7 protein-coding genes are annotated in these 13,267 nt (G+C 44.8%); 5 read left to right on the top strand and 2 right to left on the bottom strand.

What is annotated here, in order from left to right:
- The first annotated feature begins 102 nt into the window (after positions 1 to 102).
- The 4 genes from B0I27_RS09885 (at position 103) to B0I27_RS09870 (ending at position 8,572) form a co-directional block, all read left to right on the top strand.
- A complete protein-coding gene (locus B0I27_RS09885; protein WP_106293083.1) occupies positions 103 to 3,405 on the top strand; it encodes a SusC/RagA family TonB-linked outer membrane protein in 3,303 nt (1,100 codons plus the stop codon).
- 18 nt (positions 3,406 to 3,423) lie between these two features.
- A complete protein-coding gene (locus B0I27_RS09880) occupies positions 3,424 to 5,460 on the top strand; it encodes a RagB/SusD family nutrient uptake outer membrane protein (protein ID WP_106293082.1) in 2,037 nt (678 codons plus the stop codon).
- Between the two features lie 329 nt (positions 5,461 to 5,789).
- Positions 5,790 to 7,325, top strand: a complete 1,536-nt coding sequence (locus tag B0I27_RS09875) for a pectinesterase family protein (protein WP_181276739.1) — start codon at positions 5,790 to 5,792, stop codon at positions 7,323 to 7,325.
- Entirely contained in the window at positions 7,322 to 8,572 is a 1,251-nt protein-coding gene (locus tag B0I27_RS09870) for an ATP-binding protein (RefSeq protein ID WP_106293080.1), read from the top strand. The genes B0I27_RS09875 and B0I27_RS09870 overlap by 4 nt, the downstream gene beginning before the upstream one ends.
- A gap of 36 nt (positions 8,573 to 8,608) precedes the next feature.
- Here B0I27_RS09870 and B0I27_RS09865 read toward each other — a convergent pair whose 3' ends face one another.
- Positions 8,609 to 9,373 carry a GDSL-type esterase/lipase family protein gene (locus tag B0I27_RS09865; protein WP_106293079.1) on the bottom strand — a complete coding sequence of 255 codons (765 nt, stop codon included), beginning with the start codon at positions 9,371 to 9,373 and terminating at the stop codon, positions 8,609 to 8,611.
- Positions 9,374 to 9,424: 51 nt separating this feature from the next.
- A complete protein-coding gene (locus B0I27_RS09860; RefSeq protein ID WP_106293078.1) occupies positions 9,425 to 11,059 on the bottom strand; it encodes an ABC-F family ATP-binding cassette domain-containing protein in 1,635 nt (544 codons plus the stop codon).
- 120 nt (positions 11,060 to 11,179) lie between these two features.
- Between B0I27_RS09860 and B0I27_RS09855 the strand changes: the two genes are divergently transcribed.
- Positions 11,180 to 13,138 carry a PAS domain-containing sensor histidine kinase gene (locus tag B0I27_RS09855; RefSeq protein ID WP_181276738.1) on the top strand — a complete coding sequence of 653 codons (1,959 nt, stop codon included), beginning with the start codon at positions 11,180 to 11,182 and terminating at the stop codon, positions 13,136 to 13,138.
- Positions 13,139 to 13,267 lie beyond the last annotated feature (129 nt).

Raw genomic sequence — 13,267 nt, 5'->3', positions numbered from 1 at the left:
CCCGATAATCAATTGTAGCTGAACATTCAAAACCCAGACCCACTTGCCGTTGCTATCATGTAGTCGCGGCAAGGTCTAACCATCTTAACCAATATTAATCTTATGAAGAAAGTATTACTCTTTATGTGTTTGCTTGTCGCATCGCTTCAGCAAGTATTCTCGCAGGCTCAGCAAATCTCAGGAAAAGTCACCGACAGAAGTGGCGAAGCCCTTATTGGGGTCAGTGTACTGGTGAAAGGCACCACTACTGGTGCAGCGACCGATCTGAATGGAAACTTCAAGATCAGTGTTCCTTCGGCAGCGTCGGTGCTGGTATTCAAATATATTGGGTTTACCAGCCAGGAAGTATCCCTTGCCGGGCGAACCGCCGTAAATATAGTTCTCGAGGCTGAACAGACATCGTTAAACGAGGTGGTAGTTATTGGCTACGGTACGGTAAAACGGCGGGATCTGACAGGGTCAGTGGCTTCGGTAAGCGGCGCTGAAATTGCTTCCACCCCAGTTCCTAATGCAGCCCAGGCAATGCAGGGGAAATTGCCGGGGGTGAAGATCACCGCGCAGGACGGACGGCCAGGGGCGGATATTGCTATCCGTGTTCGTGGAGGAGGCTCCATTTCACAGAGCAACCAGCCTTTGATACTGGTAGACGGTATTCCCGGAAACCTTGCCGATATATCGGGCGATCAGATTGAGAGCATTGACGTATTGAAAGACGCTTCATCTACTGCGATTTATGGTGCCAGAGGAGCTAACGGGGTTGTTCTCGTTACGACAAAATCAGCTAAAGCGGGAAAAACAACGGTAAGCTATAGTGGATACGCTAAAATTAACACGCCTACAAAATATCTTGAATCTTTAGCGCCTTATGATTATTTGAAATATGTCTGGGCAAATACCGCAGCGAACGGAGTTGCCTATCAAACACCGTTTGAAAAATATTACGGTATCGGGGCGAATGCCGGAGCCAATACCGGCGGTATCGAAAGTTACAGGAATTTAGCGTCAGACGACATCCAAAAGCAGGTATATAATGAATCTGTTTCATGGAACCACGCTTTAACCTTGACTGGTGGGACAGACAAAACAAAGATTTTGTTTTCTGTTAACTATACTGACGACCAGGGAATGAAGATAAATTCCTATTATAAACGGGCAAATGCTGCGCTCAAGTTAACTCAGAAGCTTCGCGAGAACCTGACTTTCGATTTTAATACCCGTTACACTCGTACCCCCACGCTGGGCGATGAGGGAACAACAAGCGGCTCAGGATCTGTGCTTTCCACCTCTTACCGTTTCCGGCCGATAGCCACATCTCATGTTTTGGGGGATCTTGACGCGGTCAGAACGGGCAACATTGAACAATACGGGAAAAATTCCATGTGGGATAACTATAGCCCGGTTGCACGTATAGGAGATTACGAGCCTTATTCCATGAATCAAAATGCGGTAGCGATAACTTCTTTAAACTGGGACATTATTAAAGGACTGACATACCATACCGATTTCAGTCTGAATACGGGGTGGAATCAAAGGAAATATTGGTCAGGGGCAATCTATAACAACTATATTGAAGATGCTACCGGTACTGTTCTGCATGCCGGTGCTGCAGACTATAGAAAATCTGATAGCTGGAACCTACGGTGGACCAATACCCTGAATTATCATTTCAATTTAAATGAGTCACATAAATTAAATGTATTGGTTGGCCAGGAAGTGGCTAACTCTGGCGGAACGGTCCTGGCTGTGCAGGCGAACCGTTTTCCGGCAAACTTTGATAAGGAAACGGCTTTTGCCCAAATCAATCAATATGATGCTTCGGTCGGATCGGCCGTATTTTCGTCTAATGTGAGCTTTCCGAACCGGATGTCGTCTTACTTTGCACGGGCGAACTACTCGTTACTGGATCGCTATTTGCTGACATTTACATTTCGTGCGGATGGTTCCTCTACGTTCGGTCCCAACAATAAATGGGGATATTTTCCTGCGGCTGCTTTCGCGTGGAGGGTATCGGATGAACCGTTTTTGTCAGGTTCTGAATGGCTGGATAATTTAAAACTCAGGGTATCTTACGGTGAAGCGGGTAACGACAGGATTAACCCAAGCTTGTTTACTCAGAACTGGGGTTCTGTAACAGACCAACGAAACCAGTATGCGATTAACAACGTGCGCCAGGGAGCTTATGAGGTCAGCGGAACGCAGGCTAATCCTGATTTGAAGTGGGAAACCACCATTACCCGTAATATAGGAACAGATTTCGGCCTTTTCAAAAACAGGTTGTCGGGTACAATAGACCTGTACTGGAATTCTACGAGGGATTTGCTAACGGGGATTTCCATCCCGGGAATCACCGGCTTTAGTTCGACCACTAAAAATGTCGGACAAACCAGTAACAAAGGAATCGAGCTATCCCTTGCGGCAACCATTTTCAGGAATGACAACTGGAGAATAAGTGCTGGCGGTAATATAAACTTCAACAAAAGCAACATAGACGAGCTTGCACCTGGTGTAACCGGACTCTATGGAACGAACTGGAACAGTGCCGGAACATACCCGGTTTCTGATTACATACTGATGGAGGGCGAACCTGTCGGTCTGGTCAGAGGATTAACATACGATGGCTTCTATACGCCTGAAGATTTTACCTACAATAACGGATTGTACACATTAAAGCCGGGAGTAGCGGACCTGGGTGCATTTATGGGCATCGTGCATGGACTTAGCGCGGCCAACCGTCCTGCTGGACAAACCGCATATCCGGGGCTTCCGAAGTTTAGAGATTTCGATAATAGTGGCAAAATTGATGATAAGGACCTCGATGTAATCGGCAGGATGGCCCCCATACATTCAGGCGGTTTCAATTTTGATGTCGGCTATAAGAACTTTGACCTGGCTATGAACTTCAACTGGAGTTATGGTAATGATGTCTACAATGTAACCAAACTAGCTACCTTATACGGTCCGAAGGAGGCCGGTGTTTATGAAAATAAGCTGGCGATCATGAATAATGCGTATAAGATATACGACGTGGTAGGTGGCCAGCTCGTGCGCCTGAATACCCCTGAACAGTTAAATGCTGCCAATGTCAACTCTACATTACCACTCGCATACAGTGAAGGGGGACCTACCTCAACTCTTGGGATTGAAGATGGTTCATTCCTCCGTTTAAATACACTGACTTTAGGATACAGGTTGCCAAAATCGCTGCTTTCAAGTATTAAGTTGAGTAATCTGTACCTGTATGGCAGTGTTTACAATCTGCTCACACTCACCGGATATAGCGGACTTGATCCGGAAGTTAGTTCAAACGAGGGCTTCAATAACCAGCAGTATCCTACCGTTGGTATGGATTTCGGCTCTTATCCGCGCGCAAGGTCTTTTGTCTTCGGAATGAATGTTAATTTTTAAAAGTTGAATTTAAGGAATATGAAAAGTTTCAAATATATATTGGCAATTGCAGTGTGTATCACTTTTACTCAATGTAAGGATGACTTCCTCAATGCGAGGTCGCCGTCTAGTGTGGATGATGAGTTCGTTACAACAACGCCTGCGGAAACGTTTAAGATCCTTTCCTGGGGTTATGCCAATTACAGGCAAAGTAGTATCATGGGAGTCTACAGATGGAATGATCCGATAGGATCAGATGCCGAAACGTACCCTGAAGATAATTCAAGCAATAACCTGAATGCTATACTGCGACCTGAACTTATACCGGTGGATGCAGTTGCCGGCGGCTTTAACGGGTTATATGGGACGATCAGGGCAGCATCAAAAGTGGCTTCACTTATCGCCGAGAAACAAGCTTATAAGGATGCTGTCGCTGCCGGTCAGCCGTCCGACTGGACGCAGTTATACGGCGAAGCGCTAACGATGAGGGCTTTTTGTTATGCCGAGCTGGTAAAGCATTTTGGCGACGTTCCATACGGTTACGAAAACACCATCGTGGATGAGTATTCATTGACCTCACGTTTTGTTATCTATGATGACTTGATTGAAGATCTTAAAAAAGCCGAACCGTTGATGTATAGGATAGGCGAGGGCGGAATCAATGCTGAGCGTTTTAGCAGGACGTATTGTAACGCATTGATAGGGCAGTTAGCGCTTCATGCAGGGGGCTATCAGACAATCCGTACTGATATACCTGATCTTTACGGAAGCGTAAGTTTCAGCAGAAAGGGGAATGAGGCTCATAACTCGGTATATGCGCGACGTTCAGACTATCTGGATTACTACCAGACAGCTAAAACTTATCTTCAAAAAGCTATTGATAACAGGGGAACAGCAGGTTTAATTACCAATGATAACCGCAGCTTTGCCAACAATCCTTTTCAACGTCATTTCCAGTATTTTGCGGAGATGCAGGTTAGTCCGGAGTCTCTATTCGAAATTGGGAATATACAGGGTGGTCAGCTGCTGACCTCCAGCGAGTACCCTTATGCCTTCGGAAGACCATCCGATGGTGGCAGCTCTAACTCAGCCCCTAATAAGGTGTTTGGTGCTCTCCGGATCTTTCCTACGGTCTACTACGGTGAATACCGCAATGATGATAAACGGAGAGACGCAAGTGTAGCGGTTACAGGAAGTAGAGGAGATGGTAACGAAATGATGCTTTCTTTCGTTCCGGGAAATAAGAACACTGGTGGAATATCAACGAACAAATGGGATGAAAACCGTATGAATCCTCCCTATACTCCGACACAAAGGGCTGCCGGTCTGAATTGGCCGATCTTAAGGATGGCTGATGTTATTTTGATGCTTGCTGAAGCGAAAGCTGAAATTGGTGAAGCTGACGCGATCTCCCTCGTGAATCAGATTCGCGAAAGGGCTTTTGGCAATGCCAGCAACAACCTGGCCTCTTTATCAGGAGAAGACTTGAAAGAAGCTATTATGCAGGAGCGGAAGCTGGAACTGCTTGGTGAAGGCACGCGCCGCTGGGATATGATCCGGTCGGGGAAATTTTCAGAAAAAGCCATAGCCATCCAGCAAGAAATGGCGACAATGATCAGCAACCTTCGAAATCAGGGTTATCATCGCTTTGCTAACGGCAATGAAATACCTGCCTACATTTGGACTAAAATGGTTAGTTTGCCTAATCCGTTAACCTTTGACGCAGATATAACAAACCCTGCACTGTATCCTGGTTGGCGCGGACAATACAACTATAGCTCGCTTCCGGCTGTAAGCAGCAAGGTCGTGGGTACAAACCATAACGTGGCAATTCAGGGCTTATTTCGCTATATCGCTCCAGGCAGTCCAGAAGCGCTTTCATTAGAAAGCCAGGGTTATGTCAGAACGAATTGGGCTATAGAAATTGTCAATTATGAGGCTGCTTACAAAAGAAATGCGCTTTCGGGTATCACATCTGCTGGCGACCCTCCAAGGTACTATTGGCCAATTCCTTCGGAGACTATCAGGCAGTCAAAAGGAGCAATTACAAATGGCTACGGCCTGGCACAGCCTTAGGCAGGGGCATACTCATAAGCAAAACTCCTATATTTATATCGATTAATGGTGCTTTTTCGCACTGGACTGTTTTTATCGACTTGTAAAGTGGTACAAGTCGATAAAAACTGACTAGCAGAAGTAATCATTTATGAGGGACATTGAGCGTCGGTTCTGCGTGGCTGGGGGGCGACTGCTTTTTTGATGTTGCGGCTATTATCGAATTATTATATCAATTATCTATTCCTATGCATTTTAAGACTGACCAAGTAATCAACTTAAATTCCGATAATGCTTCTGCAAAGGGAAGACCTGTGCTGCCCGGGAACCATTGGACTAAAACAAAGCCTATGCGAAACGTCCGGTCGGTACTGTTGGTGTTGTTGGGACTTGCAGCTTGTGTACAGGTGAAGGCGCAAAAGGTAATTACGACATTTCCGGCCAATCTGTCCAGGGAAGTCAATCCGGACACCCGGCTGATTCTCACTTTTCCGGGAAATTTTAAGCTCCACAACAAGGGGCAAATAAGAATATACGATGCATCAAACGATGAGCTGGTGGATATGCTCGATATGAGTATTCCTCCCGGACCTAGAAACACCCGTACTCCGGCGCCTTACGATTCGATGGTCTACAACTCTTATGGAGACAAGATGTATTCAGTTAAAGAGCCTGATACCAGTAGTGCTCATATTTATCAGAAGAATTACATAGGGGGCAATCTTGAGTCTGATGCATTTCATTTTTATCCTGTTATCGTCCGCGGAAACTCGGCAATTATTTGTCCGCATAACAATAAACTGAAGTATAATAAGGTCTACTATGTACGGATCGGTCCGGATGTGTTTTCGAGTGATGAGGGGACTTTTAATGGATTTAAAGGCAAAAAGGACTGGGTTTTTACCACAAAGGTTCAGGCACCTTCGCTGGTTGCTGAGTCGTATGTTGTGTCGGCCGACGGACAAGGCGACTTCAGTACAGTGCAGGCAGCGGTAGACTTTATTCCGGAAGTGAATCCAAAGCGCAAGATTATCCGCATAAAGAATGGGGTTTATGACGAAATCGTTTATTTCAGAAATAAAGAAAACATCACGTTCGCGGGGGAAGATAGGGAAAAAGTGATCGTCAACTATGCGAATAACGGCGTCTTCAATACCCGTTTGATGAGTGCTGATCCGGCACTTTCTAAGGGCAGCCATAGTTTAAGGGCGGTGTTTGCCGTACATAATTCTAATGGCATACATCTGTCGAACCTTACGCTAAGATCTCTCGGTGAAAAGCCTGCTCAGGCAGAAGCACTTCTTGTAATTGGTAAGAAGATCATCGTGAATAATGTGAATATTGAAGGCTCCGGCGATGCATTGCAGGCCACGGGTACGATCTATGTTAAAGATTCGAAGATCCAGGGCTTTGGAGACAATGTATTGGGTTATGGAGCGGTGTTTTTCGATAAATGTGATTTTGTTTCGACATTTGGGCCGCATTTATGGGTGCGCAATACTCAGGCAAATCATGGAAATGTGCTGTTGAACTGTACGTTACGTACTATTGGTGATGTAGAAACGACCATCGCCCGTGCGCCCAATAGCAATGGCTTTTCTTATCCGTTTGTGGAGGCTGTTTTGATAGATTGCAAGTTGGAAGGGATAGTACCTGAGGGCTGGGGAAAAGTCGCTGACGTTACCAAAGACATCCGCTATTGGGAGTATAACAGTACCACGCTGGATGGAAAGCCGGTCGACATAAGCAAACGTCATCCGGCATCGAGGCAACTTGACCTGGAGAAAGATGCTAAACTGATAGAAAATTATCGAAATCCAGCGTATATTTTGGATGGTTGGATGCCTGATATCCCTCAAAGCCTGTCTCAATATTTAAGAAAATGAATAAGCATACATCAAAAATTACCACCAAGAGCATCGAACAAAGCGGCTTGCCTAACGATTATAAAAAGGCTCTGGCGGAGTATATCTGGAATGGTTTTGATGCCGGCGCTACAAAAATTCATTTAGATTTTGAGGCGAATGAGCTCGGTCATCTGGCTTCATTCTCGATTAGTGACAACGGCACAGGTATCGACATTGAAACTATTGATGATACGTTCGGTAACTTCCTTGACTCAAGAAAACGTGATTTAGATAATCAGGAGGGTTTCCAAAAGGGTAGAAAAGGAAAGGGGCGTTATGCTTTTAGCACGTTTGCTAATAGCTGCAGTTGGCTTACAACCTTTAAAGGACCTGACGGCACGTTGCTTCGATACACTATCGCTATAAACAAGGGTGATCTTCAGAACTTTATTATTTCGGATAGGGTGATAGTTAAAAAGATTCCTACAGGTACGGTTGTTAACTTTCAGAATGTTTTTGACCTGTCGGCAAGCATGCTGTCAAACAAGGAGTTCGAAGGTTACCTTTCCAGCGAGTTTGGATGGTTCTTATTTCTCAATAAAGAAAGAGGTTGCAAGATTTTCATTAATGGTGTCGAACTGGCTTACGAGAATATCATTGGCGATACTGAGGAAGTAAGATATGAGATTGGTGATTATCATTTCAAGGCTATCTTCATTCGCTGGAATCAAAAGATAGGTGATCGGTATTATTTCTATTTCCTGGGTAAGAATCAAAAGGAAGCTGGTAAAAAACATACTTCGTTTAACAATAAAGCTATTGACTTCCATCATTCGCTGTACGTCGAGTCGCCGTTTTTCGATAATTTTCATGAGACGATGGACGACAATCCTGTCCTGGAATTTTCCGGGAAAAACCAGACGCATCCGTCTTTCAAAGCGTTGCTAAAAGCGCTTAATGCGTTGGTGTCTGATAAAGAGAAGCAGTTTATCAGAGGTATCCAGGCAGATAAGTTAATTGAAGATTATCATGGGCGTGGAATCTTTCCGGACTCAACCGTGAAGACTGATGAGCTCGAGAAGGTGGTAAAGGAGATTTACTGTGCTGAACCGCGTGTTTTCCAAAGTTCCAATAATCAGCAAAGTAAGATGATTGTGGGTTTGTTGAACTTACTGCTTTTGGATGATAACCGTGAACGTGTGCTGAAGGTTATTGAAAGCATAGTGGATTTGAGTCACGAAGAGCGCTTGAGGATAGGGCAAGTTCTTGGTCTTTCTGCTCCGTAGGATTTTACGTTTGAAGCAAAGGGCAAGCTCGAGGACTTACTTTAACGCTTTTACTATCGCTTTAACCCAAAACCCGGCCAAGGTCTTGTCGCCCTGTTCGTTGGGATGCAGATAAAAAGTTCCGCTTGGACCGGTCTCGGTTCTGAAGTCTGTCAAATGATTTTCTTTGAAATAATTATATGCCTTTTTGTCTCCGGTAAAGACTTGACCTTTGTGACTCTTTTTATAAGATTTTACAAGTTCGTCAACTTCAGGCCAGTAAGCGCGAATCCGTAATTGTCCTTCTTTCTTATATTCTGCACCTTTGTTCTGCGCGTTATCACTATACCAGAGTGGGTAGTTAAACACTATGCGGCATTCTGGGTATGCGCTCAGCAGACTGTCTGTTATCGTCCGGAGATTCGAGTGGTATGTGGAAGGGGAGACGGGGGATCCTAATGGTCCTTTTATGGCACTGTCGTTGGTGCCGAGCATGATGCAGAATACGAGGGTTGCTGTTTTATCCTGGTAGAATTGATCGGCTGCTGCTCTGACACTGGCATATGCACTTTTTGATGTGGGCAAGAAATTCAAGGTGGTGTTACCGCTTCTTCCCTGGTTGGATACCTGTACTTTTTTCCACTGATTTAGCTGCCGGAGCATATTTTCGGTGTGACTAGGGGGTGACTGATCTTTGGAGGCTGTGCCGCGTGTGATACTGTCGCCAATGAAGACAACATTCAGATTTTCCTTTGTAGCCGGTGCGAACGCAAAAAGCGTAAAGAGAATGAATATGCATATATGCAAAAAGGGCTTCTTCATAGTGATAAGTAATTATCAACAAACTGGTGGATTGATCAACTTTTAATGCTATTAACTCTGTTCAATCTCCTTCAAGCTGTTCATCTTCTTGTACGCCAGGAAGCCCTTGATATCCTCAAAGTGCTCGCGTACACGTTTATTTCCAAATTCAAATACCTTCTGCGCCAATCCGTCTAAGAAATCCCTGTCGTGAGATACAAGAATCAACGTACCATCGAAATCTTTCAAGGCGTCTTTGATGATGTCTTTAGTCTTCATATCCAAATGATTCGTTGGCTCATCGAGGATCAGGACATTTACGGGCTCTAATAAGAGTTTGATCATGGCTAAGCGGGTTTTCTCACCGCCGGAAAGTACTTTGACTTTTTTGGTGGTATCGTCGCCGCTAAACATAAAGGCACCTAAAAGGTCTTTGATTTTGATCGTTCCGTCGCTTAGTGGAATTTGATCAATTGTTTCAAACACGGTTAGGCTTTCATCCAGCAGTGCGGCCTGGTTCTGAGCGAAATAACCGATCTTGGCATTATGGCCGACTTTTAGATTCCCCTCGAAGTCAATCTCATTCATTATGGCTTTGATCATTGTGGATTTTCCTTCACCATTTTTACCTACGAAGGCTACTTTCTCTCCTCGTTCAATCGTCAAGGAGGCCTTTTCGAATACGACGTGATCACCGTACGCTTTGGTGAGTTCGTCTACAATAACCGGGTACTGACCTGAGCGCGGCGATGGCGGGAATTTTAGACGTAATGCCGATGTATCTACTTCATCAATCTCGATGACCTCAAGTTTTTCGAGCATTTTAACCCGTGACTGCACTTGAAGGGTTTTGGAGTATGTTCCTCGGAAGCGGTCTATAAATTCCTGGTTGTCGGCAATGAAGCGCTGTTGTTCTTCGTAAGCTTTTAACTGATGCACGCGACGATCAGCACGCAGCTGCAGGTAGTGACTATATTTCGCTTTATAGTCGTATATCCGGCCCATGGTAACCTCGATGGTGCGATTCGTGATGTTATCGACAAAAGTACGGTCATGGGAAATGACCATCACCGCTTTGGCTGAATTGATCAGGAACTCTTCCAGCCATTGAATACTTTCGATATCCATATGGTTGGTAGGCTCATCGAGCAAGATCAGGTCTGGCTTCTTCAAAAGAATCTTCGCTAATTCAATCCTCATGCGCCACCCTCCGGAGAACTCTGAAGTCTGACGGGTAAAGTCTTTGCGTTGAAAGCCTAAGCCTTTTAGTACCTTTTCTATTTCAGCATCGTAATTGACTTCTTCTACTGAATAAAACTTTTCACTCAGCTCCGAGACGCGCTCAATCAGCTTCATGTAATCGTCGCTTTCGTAGTCGGTTCTTATGGTGAGTTGTTCATTCAGCTCGTCCAGCTCTGTTTGCATCTGATGCACTTCATGAAAGGCTTTTGAGGCTTCTTCAAAAACGGTAACATTATCCTGGGTAAGCAAGTGCTGAGGGAGATAAGCAATTACTGCATCCTTTGGTCCGGTTACGTTACCTGTAGTAGGTTTGGAAGCACCGGCAATGATCTTTAATATGGTAGACTTGCCTGCACCATTCTTGCCCATCAGGGCTATTTTATCGTTTTCGTTGATAGAAAAAGTTACGTCACTAAACAGGGTGGTTCCGCCAAAGGAAACGGAGATGTTATTTACATTAATCACGAAGTGAGGAAATTAAAAATGAGTGGCAAAGATAGTGGAATTTGTTTGTGCGGACCAAATCCAAGATTTAGCGCCACAGAGCAAACAATTAGCTTTTTGATTTGGTTGCTATTGATGTATATGCGAGCTGGATTAGACGTACTTGATATCATATTTGCCAGGGGAGAAATGGCAGACAGAACCCGTGCGTTCGATTGGTCTGCAACTTCAGTGGGTCCGATAACAGACTGGCCATTACAGTTACGTACCGCTGTTAATTTGTTGTTGGACTCTGGTTTTCCCATGTTTATCTGGTGGGGGAAAGAAAAAATACAGTTCTACAATGATGCTTATCTGAAGATTCTCGGTACCGACGAAAAAAGTAAACACCCCAAAGCTCTGGGCCAGAAAGGTGAGGAGTGCTGGCAAGAGATATGGCCAGTGATCAGTCCTCTGATTGAGGACGTATTGAAGACGGGTGATGCTGTCTTTCGTGAGGATCAATTCCTTCCCATTTATCGCAAGGGTGTTTTGGACGATGTTTACTGGACTTTTTCTTACAACCCCATTCGTGGAGAGGACGGGACCCCCGAGGGCATCTTAGTGGTGTGTACGGAAACTACGAAGCGTAACCAGCAGCTTAAGGAAACGGAGCAACAGCTTCCTCTTCTGGAAAAGCAAAAGCAGTTATACGATAATATCACATCCGGTACTCCGGATTTGATGTATATGTTTGATCTGCAGTATAAATTCACCTATGCAAACCGGGCTTTATTGGAGATGTGGGGAAAATCTTCGGAGGAAGCCATTGGCAAAGGTCTGCGCGAGAACGGCTATGAAGAGTGGCATGCAGCGATGCATGAGCGGGAAATTGACCAGGTTGTAGCCAGCAAAGAACGGGTGAGAGGTGAAGTTTCATTTCCTCATGCCGTACTGGGTAAACGTGTTTACGATTATATTTTGGCACCTGTTCTAGATGAGGTAGGGGAAATCGTGGCTGTTTCAGGTACGACTCGTGATATTACCGAAATCCGAAAAGCTGAGGCTGCGATTATTGAGAGCGAAGCGCGCTTCCGAAATATGGCTGAAGGATCGGGCATTCTAATAGCCCTCGCAAGTGAAACAGGTGAAATTAATTATTTCAACAAGGCTTGGTCTGCACTCACTGGCATAGATACTGACGAACTCCTGGGTTTTGGCTGGTGTGCCCTTGTTCACCCTGAAGATAAGGATGCCTGTTTGAAGCTCTATATGGACTCGCTTGAAAAACGGGTCCCCTACACCGGAGAGTATCGGATGTTAAGTAAAAATGGGGAATACAGATGGCTGCTTACATCAGGATCACCGCGTTTCGAGCCTGATGGTTCTTTCACGGGTTATATTGGCTCCTCTATTGATATAACGGAGCGTAAGCAAAATGAGCAACGGAAGAATGAATTTATATCGATGGTGAGCCATGAGTTGAAGACCCCGCTTACCTCTACAATTAGTTATGTGCAGGTATCGCAGAGAAAACTTTCTGATAACGGCGATTTAACTACTGCCGGGATGCTTGATCGAGCCTTCAGGCAGCTCGGGAAAATGAAAGCACTTATTAATGGATTTTTGAATGTATCGCGATTAGAGGCTGGTAAAATTTACATCGATAAGAAAAGCGTTGACCTATCCGCACTTTTGAAAGATGTCGAAAGCAATATAGTGCCTGAGGCCAGTACGCATACGGTCGTTTTTGCGCCGGTAACGGAAACCTGGGTGAACATCGACCGGGATAAGATCGAGCAGGTGATAAGCAACTTTATCAGTAACGCGATCAAATACTCTCCACCGAATACTAGCATTCGGATTGCCTGTGAATCAAAAAATGGTTTTGCGTATGTCAGCGTTAAGGATGACGGTATAGGAATTAACCAGGAGGATCAGGGGAAGCTTTTTGATCGCTTTTACAGGGTTGAGGGGCAGGACCGGAAATCGATTTCCGGTTTTGGTATTGGGCTTTATATCTGTAAGGAGATCATTGAACGGCATGGCGGCGAGATCGGAGTAATCAGTGTACCGGGAGAGGGAAGTCTCTTTTGGTTTACGTTACCCATAGAAAGGTAAGTGGACCGTGGCCTACTTAAACAAAACTTCTATATTTTTAGCGATTAATGCTGTTTTTTCCCTCAGAACAGCTTTAAAATTGTAAAGTGTTACAATTAAGTAAAGCCAACCAACAGAACTAAAACATTT

This window comes from Arcticibacter pallidicorallinus (assembly GCF_003002875.1).
Classification (GTDB): domain Bacteria; phylum Bacteroidota; class Bacteroidia; order Sphingobacteriales; family Sphingobacteriaceae; genus Arcticibacter; species Arcticibacter pallidicorallinus.
The sequence above is the reverse complement of the archived record's forward strand: the minus strand, read 5'-3'. Positions and strand labels throughout refer to the sequence as shown.